This is a genomic window from Amycolatopsis sp. NBC_01307 (assembly GCF_035975215.1).
GTDB lineage: Bacteria > Actinomycetota > Actinomycetes > Mycobacteriales > Pseudonocardiaceae > Amycolatopsis.
The window spans coordinates 5,998,567-6,021,109 of record NZ_CP108403.1 but is presented as its reverse complement, the minus strand read 5'-3'; the positions used below and the strand labels follow the sequence as shown (position 1 = coordinate 6,021,109).

Below are 22,543 nucleotides of genomic sequence, written 5' to 3'. Positions count from 1 at the left end.
CCACCACGCATGCGCCAGCCATGGTCGTCGACCCAGCGTGCCATGATTCGCCCTACACTTCGAGCCAGTCCGCCCGCTCACGCGGTAGCCGTGCGATAGCAGTCCGGAGGCAGGAGGTCCGTGCATGGTGTCACGTCCGGCTCCGGCGTCGGCAGCCCTGCCGCCGATGGCCGGCGGTGACGCGCCGCCGGGGTTCGACGCCTTCGGCCGGGCCGTTCTCGAGGACGTGCGGGACGCCGTGTTCCTGCAGGACGCCGCGGGTGTGCTGCGCTGGGCGAACCCCGCCGCGCGGACGCTGACGGGCGACATCGAGCCGAAGCTGCACCCGGTCGCCGAGACCTCCGGGCACGTGGAAGTGACGGGCCACCGCCACCCCGCGCGCGTCCGGGCCCTGCCCGGCGGCTGGCACGCCTGGACCGTCGCCGGCCCCGAAGGGGAGAGCGTCTCCCCGCGGCGGCACGTGGGCGACTTCCTGGCCGGAGCCGGGCCCCGGCTGGCCGCCGCGCGCGGCCGCCACGGCACCGCCCGCGTGATCGCCGAGCTGGCCGCGGCCGCGCTCGCCGAGACCGTGTTCGTCCTGCTGCCCACCACCCGCGGCCGGTGGGAGTGGTGGAGCTGCGAGCCCCCGGCCGCGCACGGCCACGGCCGGATCCGGCGGGTGCCGCCCCAGGTCGCGCCGGTGCTGGCGGCCACGTTCGGCGCCACCGGACGGCCGCAGCCGGTCCCGGTGCCCGCGGCCGAGGTCGCCACGCTGCCGTCGATCGTCGCGGACCGGTTCGCCGACCACACCGAGGTCACGGCCGTCTCGCTGGGCCCGAGCGCGAGCGCCGGGGTCACCGGCGCGCTGCTGCTGGGCCGCCGTGCGGACCCGGAGTTCGGCGGCGAGCAGGACCGCGCGGTCGTCGAGTTCGCCAAGGCGGCCGGCACGGCGCTGGCCAACGCGCAGCGCTACGCCCGGCAGGAGGAGGCGACGCGCGGCCTGGAGACCACACTGCGCCCGATCGACCCGCCGGAGCTGGCCGGCACCCGCTTCGAGACCTGGTACGAGCCGGCCGGCGGGGTGCTCGCGGTCGGCGGCGACTTCTACGACGTCCTCCCGCACGACGACGGCAGCGCGTTCCTGGTGCTCGGCGACATCTGCGGCAAGGGCGCCGAGGCCGCGGCGCTGACCGGGCGGGTCCGGCACGCGCTGACCGCGCTCGCCATGGTCGAGCGCGACGGCCGGACGTTGCTGCGGCTGCTCAACGAGCTGCTCATCGCCGGCGGCAGCAGCCGGTTCGCCACCCTCGTGCTCGGCACGGCCACCCCGACGGACGAGGGCGTCGACCTGACGCTGGCCTCCGGCGGGCACCCGGCGCCGCTGATCGTGCGCCACGCGGGCGGCGTCGAAGAGGTCACCGTCCCGGGCACGCTGGTCGGCATCTCGCCGCAGGCGCGGTTCGCCGAAGCGACGGTGCGGCTGGGGCCGGGCGACATGTGCCTGCTCTACACCGACGGCATCACCGAGGCCCGCAACCGGCACGACCCGTCGGAACTGTTCGGCGACGACCGGCTGCGCGCGGTGCTGACGGCCGCGGCCGGGCAGCCGGCCCGCGAGGTCGTCCGGCAGCTGCGCCAGGCCGTGCGCGACTGGCTCGGCAGCTCCGCTCACGACGACATCGCCGTGCTGGCCGTGGAGTGCGCGGACTGATCGTCCGCTTGCCGGCCTGCCGCGTTCGCCGGTGCGTTTGCCGGCCGCCGGAGCGGGTAATTCCGTTCCATGGCGAATGCACTTGAAGGCCGCCGGGTCGCGATCCTGGCCGCGGACGGCGTCGAACAGGTCGAGCTGGAGCAGCCGCGCCAGGCCGTGCTGGACGAAGGCGCGACCGTGCAGCTCGTGTCCGTGGACACCGGTGAGATCCAGGCGATGAACGGCGACATCGACAAGGGCGACACGTTCGCCGTCGACCGCAAGGTTTCCGACGTGGCGATCGGCGACTTCGACGCACTGCTGCTGCCGGGCGGCACGATGAATCCCGACAACCTGCGGGTGAACCCCGAGGCGGTGAAGTTCGTGGGCGACTTCGTGCGCGCGGGCAAGCCGGTCGGCGTGATCTGCCACGGTCCGTGGACGCTCGTCGAGGCGGATGTCGTGCGTGGCCGCACCTTGACGTCGTACCCGAGCATCCGGACCGATCTGCGTAACGCGGGGGCCACCGTCGTCGACGAAGAAGTGGTCGTGGACAACGGCCTGGTCTCCAGCCGCAACCCGGACGACCTGCCGGCGTTCTGCGCCGCGGTCGTGCGGGAGTTCGCGGGCTGACGGCCGTCCTCTGTGGACATTCACCCGGCCGTGTCCTTAAGTCCCGCTTAAATATGTTGGCTTTCGGCGTTCCGGCGGAGGACGCTGAGGGGGTGGCCAGGACCGCCCGAGAGGAGGTGGACGCAATGACAGTGAACGCGAGGCGCTACGGCCGTTGGTGCCGTGAACACTTCGACGTGGTCGCCGCCGAGCGCGTTCCCGCGCCCCGGGCCGCCGACGCCGCCGAGGCCCTCCCGCAGCCGGAGTCGGCGCCGGTCGAGACCGTCGCCGAACAACCGCAGCAGAGCTGAGTCTCCCGCACGCGAAGGGCCCCCGGATCACGATCCGGGGGCCCTTTCTTGCAGCGGAGCAGCGAGCCGCGTGGTCAGCGGTAGCTGCGGCGGCGGTACCAGACCCGCCTCGGGCCGGGGGCGCCGATGCGGGTGATGACGTCCGTCAGGACCGCGCCGATGACCAGCCAGATGACCGCGGCCAGGCCGTCGTTGCAGAAGACCCGGAACTTCTCGGAGTCCGGTGTGAAGAGGTCGCGCAGGCCCAGGGAGACGCCGGCCGACCATTCGGAGATGAGGTGCGCGAAGCCGTTCGCCGCGTTCGCCTCGCCGAAGACCAGCACGATGTGCACGGCCAGGACCAGCGCGAACACCGCGCACACGAGGTGGATGAGCGCGTTGACCGTGCGCACGATCCGGAGGCGGGCGGGGGTTCGCTCCACGACTTCTTCGGTGGCGGCGGGTTCGTACCGCGGATCGTAGGGCTGCTCCGGGGGAGGGGGATACGGCATCGTCGGCGCCGTCCTTTCGACAGTCCTCTGTGGACGGATCTGGGGCGTGCGGTGCCACGAAGAGGTACCCGATGCCGGAGCCGGCAAACCCGGTGTTCCGTAAACTTCCGAAACATGGGGCGTGATAGGGTACTTTGCGGAAATCGAGGAGGGTCATGGCGCAGGAGGTCTACTCCGTCGAGCAGGTCGCGACGCAGCTCGGGCTGCACGTCCGGACCGTCCGGAACTACGTGCGCGACGGGCGGCTGAAGGCCGTCCGGATCGGCAAGCAGTACCGGATCACCGCGGCCGACCTCGCGGCCTTCACCGGGCTGCCGGCCGCCGCGCCGGCGTCCGCCAAGAAGGCGGACCTCTCGAGCGTGGTCGAGATCGAGGACGTCGACCGGGCGACGGCGGACCGGATCGCCACCCTGGTCCACGCGTCGCTGCAGGGACCGCAGTCCCTGCGCGTCGAAACGATCTACGACAAGGAGAAGTCCGTCCTGAAGCTCATCGTGCTCGGTGACCTCGCGGCCGGCGCGGACCTGCTGCGGATGGTCGCGGGGTTCGTCGAAGGCCTGGGCTGAGCCGGGCGGCTGAACCTCGCCCCGGGTGGGCAACCCGGGCCGCCACGGCACGTCCAGGTGATCATGAGACTCCTCCGGCGTACGGCACTGACGCTGTCCGTCCTCACCGCCCTGGCCGTCCCCGCCTCGCCCGCTTCCGCGGAAACCGTTGTCCCGAAAGGCTTCCAGCCCGCGTCGACCAGCTGGACCGGCCCGGACACCGGCTACGTCCTCGGCTACTCGCCCTGCGCGAAGTCGTGGTGCCCGGCGCTGCTGGGCACGACCGACGCCGGGCGGCACTGGCGGCGCCTCGGCGCGCCCTCGATGCCGCTGCCGGACAACCACAACCACGTCGCGCTGACGTTCGTCACCGACCGCGTCGCCTACGTGAGCGACGGCGTGCACGTGCGGACGACGCGGGACGGCGGCGCGAGCTGGCACCCGGTCGGTCTCGTCGACGCGCGGGAACCCTTCTACGTCTCGAAGATCACCGAAACCGGCGGCCGCGTGTTCGCCGTGCTCAGCACGTACGGCGAGGGCCGCGGCTCGACGCGGCTGTACTCGGCGGCCGCCGGGTCGCCGGTGCTGGTCCCGATGCCGGGCTTCGCGGTCACCGGGGACATCACCTACGGCGACGTCGCCGTCGGCGGCGGCCTGCAGGTCGCGCTCGGCGCGAACTACGGCGACGAGAAGTACTGGACCTCGCGTGACGGCGTCCGCTTCACCCCGGCCGCGCCGCCGTGCCCGACGGGGACGGTCGCGTCGCTCGCCGGTGTCCGGGACAAGCAGGTCGTGGCGTTGTGCAGCAGCAGTCCCGGCTCGCCCCAGCCGGGCTCGACGGAACGGAGCGTGCGGCACGCGGCGCGGCTGGGCGGGACGTTCAGCGGCACCGACGCGGCCCCGGTCGTCGGGATCACGCAGGGCTTCGGCGCGGCGTCACCGGCGTCCGCGACGATCGCGGCGGAGGGCGGCGGCGTCGGCTTCCTGCACCGCACGACGGACGGCGGGCGCACCTGGACGACGACCGTCCTCTCGGAACGCGGGCTCAGTCTGACCGATCTGGACTTCCCGGGCCGCGGCACCGGGGTGGTCGTCGACGGCCAGCCCGACGCGGCCGACGGCTCCGCTGTGTACCGGTCCACGGACGGCGGAACGACGTGGCACGAACTCCTGTTCGGCTGATTGTGCCTGGCAGGCAAGGCCCTTGCGCGGTTCACTTGATGAACGCCATGTCGTAGTCTGAGCACTGTCCGTTGCCGGACACGGTGGCCGAGCCCGGGGCAGGGGCTCGTCCGCCGCTCGACGAGGGAGAGTCGATGACGCCTGGGGACCTGCGGTCCGGGGCCGAGGGAGGCGCAGCCGCCCTCGATTTCAGCAAGGCGAGCTTGGCCCGGCTGTCCGACGCGTTGCTTGGCGGGCACGACCACTACGAAGTCGACCGCGAAGCGATGCGGCGGCTCCTGGCGATCGCGCCCGGCGCGCGCACGATGGCGAAGGAACACCGCGACTGGCTGGTCCGCGCGGTGCGGTTCCTGGCCGGAAAGCGTGGCCTCGACCAGTTCCTGGACCTGGGCTCGGGCATGCCGACCGCGGAGAACACCCACCAGGTGGCCCAGAGATACAACCCGGACGCGCAGGTGGTGTACGTCGACATCGACCCGGTCGTGCAGGTGCACGGGCGCGCTTTGCTGGAGGAGAACTACCTCACCCACGTCACGGGCGCGGACCTGACGAAGCCGGCGGAGACCCTCGCCGACCCGGTCGTCCGGGAGCACCTGGACTTCTCCCGGCCGGTGGCGCTGATCCTGACGTCGATCGTGCACCACATCGACGACTACGACCGGGCGAAGAAGATCGTCACGGAATACGTCGCGGCGCTCGCGCCCGGGTCGTACCTGCTGCTCACGCACAACTTCGACCCGGAAGAGGACTCGCCGCGCCAGGAACTGGCGCGGTTGCTGGAGACCAGTTTCCAGGGCACCGGGCTGGGCAGCGTCCACCGGTCGCGGGAGCAGATCGCGTCGTTCTTCGACGGCCTCGAACCGCTTCGGCCGGGATTGGTCTACCTGCACGAATGGTGGCCGGACGGCCCGCGCATCCACCCGTTGAGCGAATTGAACTTCCTGACGCTGGGCGGAGTCGCCCGCAAGCTGTGACCGAGCCCGGCACTTTCACGTGAAAGTGCCGGGCTCGGGGTGAAAAGATCAGGCGGCGTTGAAGGTGTCCGGGTCCGGACCGGTGCGCTCGTCGCGGTTCAGCGGCGTCAGCGACTCCACTTCCTCCTCCGTGAGGGTGAACTCGAACAGGTCAAAGTTTTCCTGGATCCGTGACGGAGTAACGGACTTCGGGATCACCACGTTGCCCAGCTGCAGGTGCCAGCGCAGCACGATCTGCGCGGGCGTGCGGCTGTGCTTGACCGCCAGTTCCGCGACGATCGGGTCGCCCAGCAGCGAGCCGCCCTTGGCGAGCGGGCTCCAGGCTTCGGTCGCGATGCCGTGCTTGGCGTCGAACTCGCGGACCTCCCGCTGCTGCAGGTACGGGTGCAGCTCGACCTGGTTGAGCGCCGGGGCGACCTCGGCGTGCTCGAGCAGCCGCTCGAGGTGCGCGGGCTGGAAGTTGGACACGCCGATCGCGCGGACGCGGCCGTCGGCGTGGAGCTTCTCGAACGCCTTCCAGGTGTCGAGGTACTTGTCGCGCTCGGGCGTCGGCCAGTGGATCAGGTACAGGTCCAGCTGCTCCAGCCCGAGTTTCTCCATGCTGACGTCGAACGCCTCGAGCGTCGCGTCGTAACCCTGGGCGGAGTTCCACAGCTTGGTGGTGATGAACAGCTCGTCCCGGGCGACGCCGGACTCGGCGAGGGCCTGGCCGACGCCGGCCTCGTTGCCGTAGACGGCGGCGGTGTCGATGCTGCGGTAACCCGCTTCGAGCGCGGCCTGCACCGCGGCCTTGGTCTCGGCGTCCGGGACCTGGAAGACGCCGAAGCCGAGCTGCGGCATCCGGACGCCGTTGTTGAGTTCGATCACGGGCACGCTGGTCACGAAGGTTCCTTTCGGTGGGTGGTTCATCGGGCGGGTACCCGTTCCCCGGGTTCGAAACTAACCCGGGACTTGCGGTCGAGCAGGCCGGAGACGAGCGCCACGGCCAGGCCGGTCGCGGCGAGCAGGGCGCCGATCCAGTTGGGGGCGGTGTAGCCGAGGCCGGCCTCGATGGCCTGGCCGCCGAGCCACGCGCCGCCGGCGTTGCCGAGGTTGAACGCGGCGATGTTCGCCGCCGAGGCCAGCGCCGGGGCGCCTTCGGCCTTGGCCATGACGCGGGCCTGCAGCGGCGGCACGGTCGCGAAGCCGGCCGCGCCGAACAACACGATCGTGATGGCCGCCGGCACCTGCGCGTGGGCGGTGAACACGAACGCCGTGAGCACCAGGGCCAGCGCGGCGAGGATGACGTACAGGCTGGGCATCAGCTTGCGGTCCGCGGCCTTGCCGCCGAGCAGGTTGCCGGCGAACAGGCCGGCGCCGAAGAGCACGAGCAGCCAGGTGACGGCGCCGCTGGAGAAGCCGGCGACCTCGGTCATCATCGGCGCGATGTAGGTGAAGGACGCGAACACCCCGGCGAAGCCGAGGGCCGTCGTCAGCAGCGCGAGCCACACCTGCGGACGCCGGAACACGGCGAGCTCGCCGCGCAGGCCCGCGCCCGGGGCGGGCCGCTGGTGCGGCACGAGCGCCAGGATGCCGATCGCGCCGGCCACGCCCAGGGCGCTGACCACCCAGAACGTCGAGCGCCAGCCGAAGGCCTGGCCGAGCGCGGTGCCGGCGGGCACGCCGAGGACGTTCGCCACGGTCAGGCCGGTGAACATCAGCGCGATGGCGCCGGCCTGCTTGGCCGGGGCGACGAGCGAGGCGGCGACGACCGAGCCGACGCCGAAGAACGCGCCGTGCGCCAGGGCGGCGACCACCCGGCCGGTCATCAGCAGGCCGTAGCTCGGGGCCAGCGCGGAGAGCACGTTCCCCGCGATGAACAGGCCCATCAGCGCGACGAGCACGGTCTTGCGCGGCACCCGCGAGGCGAGCGCGGTGAGCACGGGAGCACCGACGACGACGCCGAGCGCGTAGCCCGAGATGAGCAGGCCGGCGGCAGGGATCGAGACCCCGAAGTCGCCCGCGACCTCGGGCAGCAGGCCCATGATCACGAACTCGGTGGTGCCGATCCCGAAAGCGCTGATCGCCAGTGCGAGCAGGGCGGCGGGCATGGACTTCCTTCTTCCCCGGGTAGAGTGGTCAGCAGCGTCGGCAACTACGAGCGTCCGAGATAGTTGCAGACGCCGTATATTGCACAAGCTTGATGGTGCAGCGTGCAACGGTGTGCGCGCAAGCCGGGGAGAGGTGAACCGTGTCACTGGACGACGACGCCGTCGAAGCGCGCGCGCAGGGCTGGCGGACGCTGGCCGCGCTGCACGCGCGGATCGAGGACCGGCTGCAGCGCGCCCTCGAACGCGACCACGAGCTTTCGGTGAGCGAGTACACGGTGCTCGACGTCCTCGGCCGCCAAGACGGCTTCCACCTCCGGATGAACCAGCTCGCCAACGCCGTGGTGCTCAGCCAGTCCGCGACGACGCGCCTGGTCACCCGGCTGGAGGACCGCGGGCTGCTGGCCCGCTACCTCTGCGCGGACGACCGCCGCGGGATCTACACCGAGGTGACGCCGGCGGGGCGGGAGCTGCTGACGGCGGCCCGTCCGACCCACGACACCGCGCTGGCCGAAGCCCTCGCCGAAGCCGAAGCGCTGCCGGAACTCGCGCCGCTCGTCGGCGCCCTCGGCACACTCACGTTCCCCGGCACCCGCACCGCCTGACGCTTTCAGAAAGTTTCGTCGGTCCGCCCGACAATTGTGCAAGCCGAATGGCGGAGTCCGCGCGTGACTGCGCTTTTCGGTGGAACGTCCCGATCAGCGGGGCATTCCGAAACCGCTCCCGTTCGGCGGCGGGATTACGGCGGCCACGCACCCGAACCCGTGCTCCATCCGTGGGACGGCATTCCCGCCCCGGTTCGATAGTTTCGCTGGTCAGCTCGCTTTTTGCGGCTTTCGTCCGGCCCCGGTGCCCGGTTACCTCGTTGACCCGTTCGTTCCGCCCGCCCTAATTTGTTGTCCCACCAGACGAACTCGGGCGGTGTCGGCGTGGACTCCTCCTTTTCGCTCAAACCGGTGCGCCCGGCCGACCAGGCCGCGGTCCGCCGGACGAACCTCGCGTTGGTGCTGCGGCACCTGCGGGACGCGGGATCCCGGTCCCGGGCGGGCATCGCCGCGGACACCGGGCTGAACAAGGCGACCGTGTCGAGCCTCGTTTCCGAGCTCGTCGAACGCGGCTTGGCCCGCGAAGGCGAACGCGAACGAGCCGGTTCGGTGGGTCGCCCCGGCACGATCGTCGAGCTCGACGGCCGCGGCGTCGGCGGGATCGGCGTCGAGATCAACGTCGACTACCTCACCGCCCTCGCGCTGGACCTGACCGGCACCGTCCTTTTCGAACAACGCGTCGCGCTCGACGTGCAAGCGCTTCCCGTCGAGAAGGTGCTCGACGCCGGCGCCGAGCTGACCGCGCGGGCGCTGCGGGAATGCCGCCGCCTCGGCGTCGTGCCGGCCGGCGTGACCGTCGGGATCCCGGCGCTGGTCGACGTCGCGAGCGGGACCGTCGCCTTCGCGCCGAACCTGCACTGGACCGACGTCCCGGTCGTCCGCGGCATCACCGAACGGCTGACGCGCCGCCTCGGGCCGCCGGCGTTCCCGATCCGCACGGCCAACGACGCGAACCTCGGCGCGCTCGGCGAATACGCGATGGGCAGCGTCGCCGGGACCGCGGATCTCGTGTACCTGACCGGCGAGATCGGCGTCGGTGGCGGCGTGATCTCCGGGGGCCGGCTGCTCGGCGGCGCCGAAGGGTTCTCCGGCGAGATCGGGCACATCCAGCTCGACCCGGCCGGGCGCGTCTGCGGCTGCGGGCGCCGCGGCTGCTGGGAGACGCTCGTCGGGCTGGCCGGGATGCTGCGGCTGGCGGCGTCGCCGAACGACCCGGTGCACGACCCGTCGCTCGACCTCGAACAGCGGCTCGACATGATCCGCCGCCGCGCGCAGCTGAAGGACAAGCGCACGCTCGACGCGCTGGCGCAGGTCGGCACCGGTCTCGGGGTCGGCGCGGCCGTGCTGATCAACGTCTTCAACCCGCGGGTGGTGCTGCTGGGCGGCTACTTCGCCCAGCTGGGGCCGTACCTGCTGGGCCCGATGATGACCGAGCTCGAGGCCCGCGTGATCGCGCCGGGCATCGGGGGCTGCCGCGTCGAGCTGTCCTGGCTCGGGTTCTCCGCGGCTTCGCGCGGCGGCGCGCACGTCGCGCTGCAGGCGGTGTTCGACGACCCGGCGCTGGTGCCGGTGCGCGCGGAAAGGGACAGCGGATGACGCTCGTGGAGATGACCGGGATCGGCAAGCAGTTCCCGGGTGTGCGCGCGCTCGACGACGTCGAGCTGAGCGTCGAAGCCGGCGAAGTCCATTGCCTGCTCGGGCAGAACGGCGCCGGGAAGTCGACGCTGATCAAGGTCCTCGCCGGCGCGCACCGGCCGGACACCGGCGAGATCCGGCTCGACGGGACGCCGGTGCGGCTACCGAACCCGACCGCGGCGATCCGGCACGGCATCGCCACGTTGTACCAGGAGCTCGACCTCGTCGACGGGCTTTCCGTGGCGGAGAACGTCTTCCTCGGCCACGAGCAGGCCCGCGGCGGGTTCGTCCGCCGCACCACCATGCGAGCCGAGGCGCGCAAGCTGCTGGACCGCTTGGGGCACCAGGAAATCCGCGTCGAACGCGAGGTCGGCACGCTGTCGGCGGCGGGCAAGCAGATCGTCAGCCTCGCCCGCGCCCTCTCGCTCGACGCGCGGCTCATCGTGCTCGACGAGCCGTCCGCGGTGCTCGCCGCCGACGAGGTGGCCAACCTGTTCCGGGTGATCCGCGGGCTGACCGCGCGCGGCGTCGCGGTGCTCTACATCTCCCACCGGCTGGCCGAGATCCGCGAGATCGGCGACCGGGTGAGCGTGCTCAAGGACGGCCGGACCGTGGCCGCCGGGCTGCCCGCGCGCACGACGCCGACCGGGGACCTGGTCGCCCGGATGACCGGCCGCCGCGTCGAGTTCCCGTTCCCGCCGCGCCCGGAACCCGGTGCGCACGACGGCAAACCCGAAGTCCTCGGCGTCACCGGCCTCACGCTGGAAGGCGCGTTCGACGACGTCACGTTCTCGGTGCGGGAAGGCGAGATCCTCGGGATCGCCGGGCTGGTCGGCTCGGGCCGCTCGGAGGTCCTCGAGACCGTCTACGGCGCGCGCAAGGCGACGGCGGGGGAGATCCGGCTGGCCGGGAAGCCGTTGAAGAACGGCGTCGGCGCGGCCGTGCGTGGCGGGCTCGGCCTGGCGCCGGAGGAACGCAAGAGCCAGGCGCTGCTGCTGCACGATTCCGTGGCGCGCAACGTCTCCCTGCCGTCGCTGCGGCGGTACGCGCGGTTCGGCTGGTTCAGCGGGAAGGCCGAGATCGACGCCGTGCGCGGGCACACCGAGGCGCTCGACCTGCGCCCGGCCGACGTCCGCCGGATCGTCGGCAAGCTCTCGGGCGGCAACCAGCAGAAGGCCGTCGTCGCGCGCTGGCTGCTCAAGGGCTGCCGGGTGCTGCTGCTCGACGAGCCGACCCGCGGCGTCGACGTCGGCGCGCGGGCCGAGCTGTACCGCGTGATCCGCGACCTCGCCGACTCCGGCGTCGCGATCCTGCTGGTCTCCAGCGAACTGCCGGAGGTGCTCGGGCTGGCCGACCGGGTGCTGGTGCTGCGCGAAGGCCAGGTCGTCACCGAAGCCGACGCACGCGAACTCGACGAGCGCCGCGTGCTGGATCTCATCCTGGAGGAGCGCGTCCATGACTGAACAAGCGTCGGAACAGGCTGAGACAAGCGGGGCTCCGCCCCGAGCCGGGGGCTTCGCCACCCGGGCCCCCGAAGGACGGCCGGTGGCCCGGGCCGCACCCGAGCGGAGGAAAGTCAGCGAAATCCGCAACCTCGGCCTCGTCGGGGTGCTCGTGCTGCTGGCGGTGATCGGCGCGATCACCCAGCCCGGCCAGTTCCTGTCCACCGGCACGCTCGTGCTGCTGCTGACGCAGGCGTCGGTGATCGGCGTGATCACCGTCGGCATGACGTTCGTGATCATCGGCGGCGGCATCGACCTGTCGGTCGGCGCGGTGGTCGCGCTCGCGACGGTGTGGGCGACGACGAAGGCGACGCAGTCGTTCGGCATCGGCGGGATCGTGTTCTGCGCGGTCGCCGTAGGTCTCGGCGCCGGCCTGGTGACGGGACTGCTGATCGCCTACGGGAAGCTGGTCGCGTTCATCGCCACGCTGGCCATGCTCGCCTCGGCGCGCGGCCTGGCGATCCAGCTCTCCCAGGGCCGCACGCAGACCGTCACGCCGAAGAACCAGGCGCTGGTCGACCTCGGCTACCAGGACAGCTACGTGCTCGGGATCCCGCCGCTGGTGCTGATCTTCGCCGCGGTCGCCGTCCTCGGCTGGATCCTGCTCAACCGCACCACGTTCGGCCGCCGCACCTACGCGATCGGCGGCAACCTCGAAGCCGCGCGGCTGGCCGGCATCAACGTCCGGCTGCACACCTGCCTGCTGTACGTGCTTTCCGGGCTCTGCTGCGGCATCGCCAGCGTGATGCTGATCATCCTGACCAGTTCCGGCACCAGCGGGAACGGGAACCTCTACGAGCTCGACGCCATCGCCGCGGTGATCATCGGCGGCACCCTGCTCTCCGGCGGGCGCGGCACGCTCGCCGGGTCCGTCCTCGGCGTCCTCGTGTTCACCACGATCAGCGTCCTGTTCACCCTCAACAACCTGCCCACGGCGGTGCAGCAGCTCGCCAAGGGCGTGCTCATCGTGCTCGCCGTCCTCGTCCAGCGCCGGTATTCGACCGAGAGGAAATCCTCATGAACAACCCCCTCCGCAGACGCGCGTTCCTCGCCGGCGCGTCCGCTGTCGGCGTCGGCGCGCTCGCCGCGTGCACGAGCAACAGCGACGAGCCCGCCGCCGCGACCGTCACCCAGGGCGCGGCCGACACCCCGGGCAAGAAGGTGACCGTCGGGTTCGCCGGGCCGCAGGCCGACCACGGCTGGCTCAACGCCATCACCGTCAACGCCCGCGCGGAGGCCTCGCGCCACCCCGACGTCGAACTGGTCGTCGCCGAGGGCTCGAACGACGCCGCCACCCAGTCCGCGCAGGTCGAGACGCTGATCAACCGCAAGGTCGACGTCCTGGTCGTGCTGCCGGCCGACGGCAAGCAGCTCACCCCGGCCGGGCGCAAGGCGATGGACGCCGGGATCCCGGTGATCAACCTCGACCGCATCTTCGACTCGCCGCAGAGCTACCGCACCTGGATCGGCGGCGACAACTACCGGATGGGCGTCAACGCGGGCAACTACATCGGGCAGAAGCTCGGCGGGAAGGGCACGGTCCTGGAGCTGGCCGGGATCGACACCCTGGAGCTGACGCGGCAGCGCTCGCAGGGCTTCGACGACGCGCTGGCCAACTTCCCCGGCATCCAGAAGATCGGCCGGGCCGCCGCGGAGTTCACCGTGCCGACCGGGCAGGCCCGGATGGCCGAGCTGCTGCAGGCGCACCCGAAGTTCGACGCGATCTGGAACCACGACGACGACCAGGGCGTCGGCGCGCTGCAGGCGGTGAAGCAGGTCGGCCGGTCGGACTTCCTGATGGTCGGCGGCGCCGGGTCGAAGGCGGCGATGGAGCAGATCAAGGCGGACTCGTCGGTGCTGAAGGCGACGGTCCTCTACCCGCCGACGATGGCCGCCTCGGCGGTCCGGCTGGCGCGGTTGCTCGGGCAGGCGAAGGGGCTGGGTGACCTGGCCGAACAGGAGGTGCCCGCGACCGTGACGCTGTTCTCGGCCGTCGTCACCAAGGAGAACGTCGACAAGTACCTGCCGGGGTCGTTCGAATGAGCGGCGGCACCATCGGCGTGGGCATGGTCGGTTACGCCTTCATGGGCGCGGCCCACTCGCAGGCGTGGCGGACCGTGCACCGGGCCTTCGACGTCCCGCGCGCGCCGCGGATGGCGGTGCTCTGCGGCCGGGACAGACCGGCCACGGAGGCGGCCGCGGCGAAGCTCGGCTGGGCGTCCGTCGAGACCGAGTGGAAACGCTTGATCGAATCCGGCGATGTAGATCTGGTGGACATCTGCACGCCCGGCGACACGCACGCGGAGATCGCGCTGGCCGCGCTCGCCGCGGGCAAGCACGTGCTGTGCGAGAAACCGCTGGCCAACACGGTCGCCGAAGCCGAGGCGATGGCCTCGGCGGCCGCCGAGGCGGCCACCCGCGGGGTGCGGTCCATGGTGGGCTTCAACTACCGGCGGGTGCCGGCCGTGGCGCTGGCGCGGCGGCTCGTCGCCGAGGGCCGGCTGGGCGAGATACGTCACGTTCGCGCCCAGTACCTCCAGGACTGGATCGTCGACCCGGAGTTCCCGCTCGTCTGGCGGCTGCGGAAGGACAAGGCCGGGTCCGGCGCGCTCGGGGACATCGGGGCGCACGCGATCGACCTCGCCCAGTTCGTCGCCGGCTCGCTCGTCACCGGCGTCAGCGGGCTGACCGAGACGTTCGTCGGCGAACGGCCACTGCCCGGATCGGCCGAGCGCGGCGCCGTCACGGTCGACGACACCGCGTTGTTCCTGGCGCGGTTCGCCGGCGGCGCGGTCGGCACCTTCGAGGCGACGCGGTTCGCGAGCGGCCGGAAGAACGCGCTGCGCCTGGAGATCAACGGCTCCGCGGGCAGCCTCGCGTTCGACTTCGAGGCGATGAACGAGCTGGCCTTCCACGACCACACCGAAGACCCGGAGCTCGGCGGCTTCCGCCGGATCCAGGTCACCGAGCCCGGGCACCCGTACGTCGGCGCCTGGTGGCCGCCGGGGCACGGGCTCGGCTACGAACACACGTTCACCCACGAGGTGCGTGATCTGCTCGTCGCGCTGGCCGCGGGCGAGGACCCTTCACCGTCCTTCGCGGACGGGCTGCAGGTGCAGCGGGTGCTCGCGGCGGTCGAGGAAAGCGCCGCGGCGCGCAGTGTCTGGACCCGCGTCGAAACCGGAGTGCCGGGCGCGGGCTGAAACAACAGGGAGGGAATCATGGGGAAGATCGGTGTCTGGCTGATCGGGGCCCGGGGATCGGTGGCCACCACGGCCATCGCCGGGGCCGCCGCGATGCGCGCGGGGCTGACCGCGCGCACGGGGTGCGTGACCGAGCTGCCGGACTTCGCCGGGGCGGACCTGCCCGGCTTGGGGGACCTGGTCTTCGGGGGCCACGACGTCGTCGACACACCGCTGGTCAAGCGGGCCGAGCACCTGGTGGCGGCGGGCGTGCTGCCCGCGACGCTGCCGGGGCCGGTCACGGCCGACCTGGAGGCGGCCGAGGCGCGGCTGCGCCCGGCGCCGTCCGGCCACGGACGTGAGGCTGCCGACCGGATCGTCGCGGACCTGACGGCGTTCGGTGCGGGTCTGGACCACGTCGTCGTGCTCAACGTCTCCTCCACCGAACCGCCCTGTGCGCCGCACCCGGCGCACGCCTCCCTGGCCGCGTTGGAAGACGCGCTGGACGCGGGCCTGGACGTGGTGCCGCCCAGCGCGTTGTACGCCTACGCCGCGTTCCGCGCGGGGTGTGGCTTTGTCGACTTCACGCCGTCCACCGGCGCCCGGCTGCCCGCGCTGGACGAACTCGCCCGCACCGCCGGCCTGCCGTACGCGGGCCGCGACGGCAAGACCGGCGAGACGCTGCTGCGGTCGGTGCTCGCGCCGATGTTCGCCCAGCGCGCGCTGAACGTGCTGTCGTGGTCGGGCACCAACCTGCTCGGCGGCGGCGACGGCGCGACCCTCGCCGACCCCGGGGCGGCGTCGAGCAAGAACGCGTCCAAGCAGCAGGTGCTCTCGCAGAACCTCGGCCGCGACGTCGACGGCGAGGTGCACATCGACTACGTCCCCGCGCTCGGCGACTGGAAAACCGCGTGGGACCACGTGCTGTTCGAGGGTTTCCTCGGCGCCCGCATGACGCTGCAGCTCACCTGGCAGGGCTGCGACTCCGCACTCGCCGCGCCGCTGGTGCTCGACCTCGCCCGGCTCACCGCCAAGGCGTGCCGCGACGGCGTCGCCGGGCCGGTGGCCGAGTTCGGGTTCTTCTTCAAGGATCCCGCCGGCGACGGCCCGCACGACCTCGCGTCGCAGTACGCGGCCCTGCGTGAGTGGGCGAACCGGTGAAGGCGCTGATCGAGCTCGTCCGCGCGCCCGCCGCGCTGACCGTGCCCGGGGACGCCGTCGCCGGCGCGGCCGCGTCGGGCTGGCCCTTCGGCCGCCGGACGCTGGCGCTGACCGGCGCGTCCGTCTGCATCTACTGGGCGGGCATGGCGCTCAACGACTACGCCGACCGCGACCTCGACGCGGTGGAACGGCCCGAGCGGCCGATCCCGTCGGGCCGCATCACGCCGGGCACGGCCCTGGGGGTCGCGACCGGGCTGACCGCGGGTGGTCTCGGCATCGCGGCGGTCGCCGGCGGCAAGCGCGCGCTGCGCGTCGCCGTGCCGCTGGCCGTGACCGTGTGGGCGTACGACTTCGTGCTCAAGTCGACGCCGTTCGGGCCGGTCGCGATGGCCGCGGCCCGGACCCTGGACGTCCTGCTCGGGGCGGGTGGCACCCGGGCGGCGCTGCCCGCCGCGCTGACGGTCGGCGCGCACACCATGGCCGTGACGACGCTGTCCCGGTCCGAAGTGGATGGTGCCACCCCCGCCCTTCCGGCCGCCACGCTGGTCGCGACGGCCGGGGTGCGCGTCGCCGCCGGCCGCGTCGGGCCGCTGGCCTCGGCGCTGCTCGGGACGTACGCGGTGACGACCGGGCGAGCGCAGTACGACGCCGTCCGCGACCCGAAGGCACCGGTGATCCGGCGCGCGGTCGGCGCCGGGATCCACGGGATGATCCCGCTGCAGGCCGGGCTGATCGCGCGCACCGGCGCGTGGCGCTCGGCGCTGGCCGTGGCCGCCGCGTTCCCGCTCGCGCGGGCGCTGAGCCGGAAGGTGTCGCCGACATGAGGTTCGGGTACGGCACCAACGGTTTCGCCAACCACCGCCTCGGCGACGCGCTGCGCGTCCTGGCCGACCTCGGCTACGACGGCGTCGCGCTGACGCTCGACCACCAGCACCTCGACCCGTTCGGCCCGGACCTCGCGCGGCGCGTCGCTTCGCTGGCCGACGACCTGGACCGGCTCGGGCTGGCCGTCGTGATCGAGACGGGCGCGCGGTTCCTGCTGGACCCGTGGCGCAAGCACGCGCCGACGTTCCTCGACCCGGACCGGGCCGGGCGGATCGACTTCCTGACCCGCGCCGTCGAGATCGCCGCGGACCTCGGGGCCGAGGCCGTCTCGTTCTGGAGCGGCAACAAGCCCGCCGATCTGTCCACTGAGGACGGCTGGGATCACCTGGTCGCGGGCTGCTCGGACGTCCTCAAGGCCGCCGACGAGCACGACGTCAAGCTCGGGTTCGAGCCGGAGCCGGGGATGCTCGTCGAAGACCTCGACGGCTACTTCGACCTCGCGAGCAGGCTCGGTGATCCGGCGCGGTTCGGGCTGACGCTGGACATCGGGCACTGCCGGTGCAACGAGACGGCGTCCGTGCCCGACTGCGTTCGCCGCGCCCTCCCGCGGCTGGTGAACGTCCAGATCGACGACATGCGCCGGGGCACCCACGAGCACCTCGAGTTCGGCCGGGGGGAGATCGACTTCCCGCCCGTGCTCGAAGCGCTGTCGCCGTACCCCGGGCTCGTCGCCGTCGAACTGCCGCGCGACAGCCACGCGGCCCCGCGGATCGCCCGTGAGTCCCTGGAGTTCCTGCGCCAGGCGGTGACCGCGTGACCGCGTGGCTCGACGAAGCCTTGACGAAGGTCGCGTCCGACGCGACGGCGTTGCGCACGCTGTTCCCCGGCGTCGGCCGCCGGGTGGGCCGGGGACCGTCGGACGTCCCGGGGTGGACGGTCGACGACGTCGCCCGGGTGGAGCTGCTCAAAGCGGCTCCCGGGGCCGCCGCCGAGATGCCCGATCTCTACCGCTACGGCGACGCCGCCGAGAAACGGGCCGTCCTGCGTGGACTGTCTGTTGTGGACATCGGCGACGCCGGGCTGGAGCTGGTCGCGGACGCGTTGCGCACCAACGACACCCGGCTCGTCACCGCCGCGATGGGGGAGTACGGCGCCGCGCGCCTGGACGACTCCGCCTACCGCCACGGCGTGCTCAAGTGCGTCTTCATGGGCATCCCCCTGGCGGACGTCGCCGGGCTGGACCGCCGGACCGACGAGGAGCTGCTGCGGATGATGCGGTCGTTCGCCGCCGAGCGCACCGCGGCGGGCCGCGACGTGCCCGCCGACCTCCTCCCCCTGCTGACCGAACAGGACGTCTGATGCGCATCTTCGACCCGCACATCCACATGAGCTCCCGGACCACCGACGACTACGCGGCGATGCACGCCGCCGGCGTCCGGGCGCTCGTCGAGCCGGCGTTCTGGCTGGGCCAGCCGCGCACGAGCGTCGGCAGCTTCACCGACTACTTCGACGCGCTGGTCGGCTGGGAACCGTTCCGCGCGAGCCAGTTCGGCATCGCCCACCACTGCACGATCGCGCTGAACCCCAAGGAGGCCAACGACCCCCGCTGCGCGCCCGTGCTCGACCTGCTGCCGCGGTACCTGGAGAAGGACGGCGTGGTCGCGGTCGGCGAGATCGGCTACGACTCGATGACCGCCGAGGAGGACAAGGCGTTCGCCGCGCAGCTGGCCCTGGCGATCGACCACGAGCTGCCCGCGATGGTGCACACCCCGCACCGCGACAAGGCGGCCGGCACCGAGCGCAGCATCGCCGTCGTCCGCGAGTCCGGCATCGCGCCCGAGCGCGTGGTGCTCGACCACCTCAACGAGGTGACCGTCGCGATGGTCAAGGACTCCGGCTCCTGGATGGGGTTCTCGATCTACCCGGACACGAAGATGGACGAAGAGCGGATGGTCGCGATCCTCCGGGACTACGGGACCGAGCGCGTGCTGGTGAACTCCGCGGCCGACTGGGGCAAGAGCGACCCGCTCAAGACCCGGCGCACCGGCGACGCGATGCTGGCCGCCGGGTTCAGCGAGGACGACGTCGACCTCGTGCTGTGGCGCAACCCGGTCGAGTTCTACGGGCAGAGCGGGCGGCTTTCGCTGGAGGGCGAGGCGCCGGACGCCGAGTTCGCGGGCAACTCGATCCTGCGAGGTGCGCGCAAGTGAGGTTCCGGCATCCCGACGGCACGCTCGTCCACCTCGCCTACTGCACCAACGTGCACCAGGCCGAGGACCTCGACGGCGTGCTCACCCAGCTGGCGCGCTTCGGCGAGCCGGTGCGGGAACGCCTGGGCGTGGACCGGCTCGGCCTCGGCCTGTGGCTGGCCCGCCCGGTGGCGACCGAACTGGCCGGCAACCCGGCCGCGGTGGCGCGGCTGCGCAGTGAGCTGGCCACGCGCGGCCTCGAGGTCGTCACGCTCAACGGGTTCCCGTACCAGGGCTTCCACGACCCGGTCGTCAAGCACAAGGTGTACCGGCCGGACTGGTCGACGCCCGAGCGGACGCGGTACACCCTCGACCTCGCGCGGCTGCTGGGCGAGCTGCTGCCCGAGGACGCCGTCCGCGGCAGCGTCTCGACGCTGCCGCTGGGCTGGCGCACCGAATGGCGGGACGACGCCGGTCAGCTCGAACTGCTGGCCGAGGGCCTGGCGAAGCAGGACCGCCCGGTGCGGGTGGGGTTCGAGCCGGAGCCCGGCTGCGTCATCGAGACGACGGCGCAGGCGGCGGCCCTGCTGTCCGAAGTGGACAAGGAGTGGCTGGGCGTCTGCCTCGACACGTGCCACCTCGCGGTCGGCTTCGAGGACCCGGCGGCCGCGCTGGACCGGCTGGAGGCGGCCGGGCTGGACGTCGTCAAGCTCCAGGCGTCCGCTGCCCTCGAAGCTGCGAACCCGGCGGATCCGGCGACGCGGAAGGCGCTGGAGTCCTTTGTGGAGCCCCGGTTCCTGCACCAGAGCAACGAAGGTGGCCCACCGGGCGCCGACGACCTCGACGCGGCCCTGGCCGGTGGCCTGCCGGGGGAGGCGCCGTGGCGGGTGCACTTCCACGTGCCGCTGCACGCCGACCCGGCGCCACCGCTGACGTCCACCCGGCCCGTGCTGGCCGGGACGCTGGCCGAGCTGTTCGGCGGCGCCACCGCGCGCACCGACCACATCGAGGTCGAGACCTACACCTGGCAGGTGCTCCCGGACGCACCCGCCGACGACGCCGGGCTCGTCGCGGGCATCACCGCCGAGCTGGACTGGACCCGGCGTTCCCTGATCGAACTGGGCTTGGAAGAGGTTCACTGATGAGTTTGCTGGTTCTCGACGTCGTGGGCCTGACGCCCCGGCTGCTCCCGCACATGCCGAACCTGCGCAAGATGGCCGAACCCGGCTTCACCGCGCAGCTCGACACCGTGTTCCCCGCCGTGACGTGCTCGGTGCAGTCCACGTTCCTCACCGGCCTGCAGCCGGCCGAGCACGGCATCGTCGGCAACGGCTGGTACTTCCGCGACCTCGGCGAGGTGTTCTTCTGGCGCCAGCACAACAACCTGGTCCAGGGGGACAAGTTCTGGGCCGCGGCGCGGCGCGCCCAGGCCGGGCACCAGGTCGCCAACGTGTGCTGGTGGTACGCGATGGGCATGGACGTCGACCTGACCGTGACCCCGCGGCCGATCTACCACGCCGACGGCAAGAAGTCCCCGGACGCCTACACCCACCCGCCGCAGCTGCACGACCGCCTGGTCGGCGCGCTCGGCGAGTTCCCGCTGTTCACCTACTGGGGCCCGACGGCCGCGATCACGTCGTCGAAATGGATCATCGCCGCCGCGCAGAAGATCATGACCGAGGACCAGCCGGACACCACGCTGGTCTACCTCCCGCACCTCGACTACGACCTGCAGCGCTTCGGCCCGGACGCGCCCCAGGCCGCGGCGGCCGCGCGGGAGATCGACACCGCGCTGAAGCCGTTGCTGGACTTCGCGGCCGCGGGCGGGCACACCGTCGTCGCGCTGTCGGAGTACGGCATCACGAACGCGAGCCGGCCGGTGGACATCAACCGCGCGCTGCGCCGTGAGGGCCTGCTCAACGTGTACGTCCAGGCGGGCATGGAGTACCTCGACCCGTGGACGTCGCGGGCGTTCGCGGTGGCCGACCACCAGGTCGCGCACGTCTACGTCGCCGACCCGGCGGACATCCCGCGGGTGCGGGACCTCGTCGCCGGACTGTCCGGAGTGGACGTCGTGCTGGATCGCGCGGCGCAGGCGGGCATCGGGATCAACCACGAACGCGCCGGCGAGCTGGTCGCGATCGCCGAGCCGGACGCCTGGTTCACGTACTACTACTGGCTCAGCGACGACCGCGCGCCGGACTTCGCGAAGACCGTCGAGATCCACCGCAAGCCCGGTTACGACCCGGCCGAGCTGTTCTTCGACCCGGCCGACCCGATGGTCAAGCTCAAGGCCGCGTCCGCGCTGGCCCGCAAGAAGCTCGGCCTGCGGTACTCGATGCAGGTCGTCCCGCTCGACCCCGCGCCGGTGCGCGGCAGCCACGGCCGGCTGCCCGACTCGGCCGAGGACGGGCCGGTGCTGCTGTGCTCGGACCCCGTGCTCGCGCGCGACAAGGTCCACGCCACCGAAGTCAAGGATCTGCTGCTCGCGGCTATCCGTACCGAATAGGACTCACCAGGAGGTCAGACATGGCACGACCGTTGACGCTGTTCACCGGACAGTGGGCCGATCTTCCGTTCGAGGAGGTGTGCGAGCTGGCGAGCGGCTGGGGCTACGAAGGCCTCGAGATCGCCTGCTGGGGCGACCACTTCGAGGTGGACCGGGCGCTCGCCGAAGACGGCTACGTCCAGGCGAAGCTGGACACGCTGGCCAAGTACGACCTCAAGGTGTGGACCATCTCGAACCACCTGGTGGGCCAGGCCGTCTGCGACCACCCGATCGACGAACGGCACGAAGCCATCCTGCCGGCGCGGATCTGGGGCGACGGCGAGGCCGAGGGCGTCCGGCAGCGGGCGGCGGAGGAGATGAAGGCCACCGCCCGCGCCGCGGCGAAGCTCGGAGTGTCCACAGTGGTCGGTTTCACCGGCTCGTCGATCTGGCACACGGTGGCGATGTTCCCGCCGGTGCCGCCGTCGATGATCGAACGCGGGTACGCGGACTTCGCCACGCGGTGGAACCCGATCCTCGACGTCTTCGACGAGGTCGGCGTCCGCTTCGCCCACGAGGTGCACCCGAGCGAGATCGCCTACGACTACTGGAGCACGGTCCGGACGCTGGAGGCGATCGGGCACCGGGCGGCGTTCGGGCTGAACTTCGACCCGTCGCACTTCGTCTGGCAGGACCTCGACCCGGTCGGGTTCCTGTGGGACTTCAAGGACCGCATCTACCACGTCGACTGCAAGGAGGCGCGCAAGCAGCTCAACGGCCGCAACGGCCGGCTCGGCTCCCACCTCCCGTGGGCCGACCCCCGCCGCGGCTGGGACTTCGTCTCCACCGGCCACGGCGACGTCCCGTGGGAGGACGTCTTTCGCATGCTCAACGCGATCGGCTACGCCGGCCCCATCTCGATCGAGTGGGAGGACGCCGGCATGGACCGCCTGACCGGCGCGCCCGAGGCCCTGGAGTTCGTCCGCAAGCTCAACTTCACCCCACCCACCGCGGCGTTCGACGCCGCGTTCTCCTCGAAGTAGCCGTGTCGGCGCGCGAATCACGCGTGTCGACCCCCTGATCAC

General features: G+C 72.2%; 23 protein-coding genes. 20 read left to right on the top strand and 3 right to left on the bottom strand.

Going from position 1 to position 22,543, the window contains the following annotated elements:
• Positions 1-124: 124 nt before the first annotated feature.
• The 3 genes from OG439_RS25820 (at position 125) to OG439_RS25810 (ending at position 2,592) form a co-directional block, all read left to right on the top strand.
• Positions 125-1,690 carry a SpoIIE family protein phosphatase gene (locus tag OG439_RS25820; RefSeq protein ID WP_326943427.1) on the top strand — a complete coding sequence of 522 codons (1,566 nt, stop codon included), beginning with the start codon at positions 125-127 and terminating at the stop codon, positions 1,688-1,690.
• Positions 1,691-1,759: 69 nt separating this feature from the next.
• Positions 1,760-2,302, top strand: coding sequence for a type 1 glutamine amidotransferase domain-containing protein (locus OG439_RS25815; protein ID WP_326943426.1), 543 nt, complete (start codon positions 1,760-1,762; stop codon positions 2,300-2,302).
• 125 nt (positions 2,303-2,427) lie between these two features.
• Positions 2,428-2,592, top strand: a complete 165-nt coding sequence (locus tag OG439_RS25810; RefSeq protein ID WP_247055399.1) for a hypothetical protein — start codon at positions 2,428-2,430, stop codon at positions 2,590-2,592.
• Between the two features lie 74 nt (positions 2,593-2,666).
• Here the strand turns inward: OG439_RS25810 and OG439_RS25805 are convergent, their stop codons facing one another.
• Positions 2,667-3,083, bottom strand: a complete 417-nt coding sequence (locus tag OG439_RS25805) for a hypothetical protein (RefSeq protein WP_247055397.1) — start codon at positions 3,081-3,083, stop codon at positions 2,667-2,669.
• 155 nt (positions 3,084-3,238) lie between these two features.
• Here OG439_RS25805 and OG439_RS25800 point away from each other — a divergent pair, with 155 nt between their 5' ends.
• From OG439_RS25800 to OG439_RS25790, 3 genes are all read left to right on the top strand, one after another.
• Positions 3,239-3,649 carry a helix-turn-helix domain-containing protein gene (locus OG439_RS25800; RefSeq protein ID WP_326943425.1) on the top strand — a complete coding sequence of 137 codons (411 nt, stop codon included), beginning with the start codon at positions 3,239-3,241 and terminating at the stop codon, positions 3,647-3,649.
• 63 nt (positions 3,650-3,712) lie between these two features.
• Complete coding sequence (locus OG439_RS25795; RefSeq protein ID WP_326943424.1) at positions 3,713-4,810, top strand: sialidase family protein; 1,098 nt, start codon at positions 3,713-3,715, stop codon at positions 4,808-4,810.
• A 134-nt stretch (positions 4,811-4,944) separates the two neighbouring features.
• Positions 4,945-5,784, top strand: coding sequence for an SAM-dependent methyltransferase (locus OG439_RS25790; RefSeq protein WP_326943423.1), 840 nt, complete (start codon positions 4,945-4,947; stop codon positions 5,782-5,784).
• Positions 5,785-5,832: 48 nt separating this feature from the next.
• Here OG439_RS25790 and OG439_RS25785 read toward each other — a convergent pair whose 3' ends face one another.
• Both OG439_RS25785 and OG439_RS25780 read right to left on the bottom strand, forming a co-directional pair.
• A complete protein-coding gene (locus tag OG439_RS25785; RefSeq protein ID WP_326943422.1) occupies positions 5,833-6,666 on the bottom strand; it encodes an aldo/keto reductase in 834 nt (277 codons plus the stop codon).
• Between the two features lie 23 nt (positions 6,667-6,689).
• Positions 6,690-7,874, bottom strand: coding sequence for an MFS transporter (locus tag OG439_RS25780; RefSeq protein WP_326943421.1), 1,185 nt, complete (start codon positions 7,872-7,874; stop codon positions 6,690-6,692).
• Positions 7,875-8,014: 140 nt separating this feature from the next.
• Between OG439_RS25780 and OG439_RS25775 the strand changes: the two genes are divergently transcribed.
• From OG439_RS25775 to OG439_RS25710, 14 genes are all read left to right on the top strand, one after another.
• Positions 8,015-8,476: a MarR family winged helix-turn-helix transcriptional regulator gene (locus tag OG439_RS25775; protein ID WP_326943420.1), complete on the top strand. Its 462-nt coding sequence runs from the start codon at positions 8,015-8,017 to the stop codon at positions 8,474-8,476.
• A 324-nt stretch (positions 8,477-8,800) separates the two neighbouring features.
• Complete coding sequence (locus OG439_RS25770) at positions 8,801-10,072, top strand: ROK family transcriptional regulator (RefSeq protein WP_326943419.1); 1,272 nt, start codon at positions 8,801-8,803, stop codon at positions 10,070-10,072.
• Positions 10,069-11,574, top strand: a complete 1,506-nt coding sequence (locus OG439_RS25765) for a sugar ABC transporter ATP-binding protein (protein ID WP_326943418.1) — start codon at positions 10,069-10,071, stop codon at positions 11,572-11,574. Before OG439_RS25770 ends, OG439_RS25765 begins: the two co-directional genes overlap by 4 nt.
• An 82-nt stretch (positions 11,575-11,656) precedes the next feature.
• Complete coding sequence (locus OG439_RS25760) at positions 11,657-12,634, top strand: ABC transporter permease (protein ID WP_326943417.1); 978 nt, start codon at positions 11,657-11,659, stop codon at positions 12,632-12,634.
• The gene (locus OG439_RS25755) at positions 12,631-13,656 is read left to right on the top strand and encodes a substrate-binding domain-containing protein (protein WP_247055376.1); all 1,026 of its coding nucleotides are present in this window, start codon (positions 12,631-12,633) and stop codon (positions 13,654-13,656) included. Before OG439_RS25760 ends, OG439_RS25755 begins: the two co-directional genes overlap by 4 nt.
• Positions 13,653-14,816: a Gfo/Idh/MocA family protein gene (locus OG439_RS25750; protein ID WP_326943416.1), complete on the top strand. Its 1,164-nt coding sequence runs from the start codon at positions 13,653-13,655 to the stop codon at positions 14,814-14,816. Before OG439_RS25755 ends, OG439_RS25750 begins: the two co-directional genes overlap by 4 nt.
• A gap of 18 nt (positions 14,817-14,834) precedes the next feature.
• A complete protein-coding gene (locus OG439_RS25745; protein ID WP_326943415.1) occupies positions 14,835-15,956 on the top strand; it encodes an inositol-3-phosphate synthase in 1,122 nt (373 codons plus the stop codon).
• Complete coding sequence (locus OG439_RS25740; protein ID WP_326951616.1) at positions 15,953-16,780, top strand: SCO3242 family prenyltransferase; 828 nt, start codon at positions 15,953-15,955, stop codon at positions 16,778-16,780. The genes OG439_RS25745 and OG439_RS25740 overlap by 4 nt, the downstream gene beginning before the upstream one ends.
• Positions 16,777-17,598 (top strand): sugar phosphate isomerase/epimerase family protein, encoded by an 822-nt coding sequence (locus OG439_RS25735; protein WP_326943414.1) that lies wholly within the window; start codon positions 16,777-16,779, stop codon positions 17,596-17,598. The genes OG439_RS25740 and OG439_RS25735 overlap by 4 nt, the downstream gene beginning before the upstream one ends.
• Entirely contained in the window at positions 17,595-18,140 is a 546-nt protein-coding gene (locus tag OG439_RS25730; RefSeq protein ID WP_326943413.1) for an EboA domain-containing protein, read from the top strand. Before OG439_RS25735 ends, OG439_RS25730 begins: the two co-directional genes overlap by 4 nt.
• Entirely contained in the window at positions 18,140-18,991 is an 852-nt protein-coding gene (locus OG439_RS25725; RefSeq protein ID WP_326943412.1) for a TatD family hydrolase, read from the top strand. The genes OG439_RS25730 and OG439_RS25725 overlap by 1 nt, the downstream gene beginning before the upstream one ends.
• The gene (gene eboE, locus OG439_RS25720; RefSeq protein ID WP_326943411.1) at positions 18,988-20,112 is read left to right on the top strand and encodes a metabolite traffic protein EboE; all 1,125 of its coding nucleotides are present in this window, start codon (positions 18,988-18,990) and stop codon (positions 20,110-20,112) included. Before OG439_RS25725 ends, eboE begins: the two co-directional genes overlap by 4 nt.
• Positions 20,112-21,479: a nucleotide pyrophosphatase/phosphodiesterase family protein gene (locus OG439_RS25715; protein WP_442792219.1), complete on the top strand. Its 1,368-nt coding sequence runs from the start codon at positions 20,112-20,114 to the stop codon at positions 21,477-21,479. The genes eboE and OG439_RS25715 overlap by 1 nt, the downstream gene beginning before the upstream one ends.
• Positions 21,480-21,499: 20 nt before the next feature.
• Positions 21,500-22,501: a sugar phosphate isomerase/epimerase family protein gene (locus OG439_RS25710; protein WP_247055364.1), complete on the top strand. Its 1,002-nt coding sequence runs from the start codon at positions 21,500-21,502 to the stop codon at positions 22,499-22,501.
• Positions 22,502-22,543 lie beyond the last annotated feature (42 nt).

What these genes read in the sequence shown, in the direction of transcription:
- OG439_RS25780 (WP_326943421.1), bottom strand. Translation starts at nt 7,874, where the DNA reads ATGCCCGCCGCCCTGCTCGCACTGGCGATCAGCGCTTTCGGGATCGGC.
- OG439_RS25765 (WP_326943418.1), top strand. Translation starts at nt 10,069, where the DNA reads ATGACGCTCGTGGAGATGACCGGGATCGGCAAGCAGTTCCCGGGTGTG.
- OG439_RS25790 (WP_326943423.1), top strand. Translation starts at nt 4,945, where the DNA reads ATGACGCCTGGGGACCTGCGGTCCGGGGCCGAGGGAGGCGCAGCCGCC.
- OG439_RS25725 (WP_326943412.1), top strand. Translation starts at nt 18,140, where the DNA reads ATGCGCATCTTCGACCCGCACATCCACATGAGCTCCCGGACCACCGAC.
- OG439_RS25820 (WP_326943427.1), top strand. Translation starts at nt 125, where the DNA reads ATGGTGTCACGTCCGGCTCCGGCGTCGGCAGCCCTGCCGCCGATGGCC.
- OG439_RS25735 (WP_326943414.1), top strand. Translation starts at nt 16,777, where the DNA reads ATGAGGTTCGGGTACGGCACCAACGGTTTCGCCAACCACCGCCTCGGC.
- OG439_RS25805 (WP_247055397.1), bottom strand. Translation starts at nt 3,083, where the DNA reads ATGCCGTATCCCCCTCCCCCGGAGCAGCCCTACGATCCGCGGTACGAA.
- OG439_RS25745 (WP_326943415.1), top strand. Translation starts at nt 14,835, where the DNA reads ATGGGGAAGATCGGTGTCTGGCTGATCGGGGCCCGGGGATCGGTGGCC.
- OG439_RS25815 (WP_326943426.1), top strand. Translation starts at nt 1,760, where the DNA reads ATGGCGAATGCACTTGAAGGCCGCCGGGTCGCGATCCTGGCCGCGGAC.
- OG439_RS25800 (WP_326943425.1), top strand. Translation starts at nt 3,239, where the DNA reads ATGGCGCAGGAGGTCTACTCCGTCGAGCAGGTCGCGACGCAGCTCGGG.
- OG439_RS25755 (WP_247055376.1), top strand. Translation starts at nt 12,631, where the DNA reads ATGAACAACCCCCTCCGCAGACGCGCGTTCCTCGCCGGCGCGTCCGCT.
- OG439_RS25715 (WP_442792219.1), top strand. Translation starts at nt 20,112, where the DNA reads ATGAGTTTGCTGGTTCTCGACGTCGTGGGCCTGACGCCCCGGCTGCTC.
- OG439_RS25810 (WP_247055399.1), top strand. Translation starts at nt 2,428, where the DNA reads ATGACAGTGAACGCGAGGCGCTACGGCCGTTGGTGCCGTGAACACTTC.
- OG439_RS25710 (WP_247055364.1), top strand. Translation starts at nt 21,500, where the DNA reads ATGGCACGACCGTTGACGCTGTTCACCGGACAGTGGGCCGATCTTCCG.
- OG439_RS25795 (WP_326943424.1), top strand. Translation starts at nt 3,713, where the DNA reads ATGAGACTCCTCCGGCGTACGGCACTGACGCTGTCCGTCCTCACCGCC.
- OG439_RS25750 (WP_326943416.1), top strand. Translation starts at nt 13,653, where the DNA reads ATGAGCGGCGGCACCATCGGCGTGGGCATGGTCGGTTACGCCTTCATG.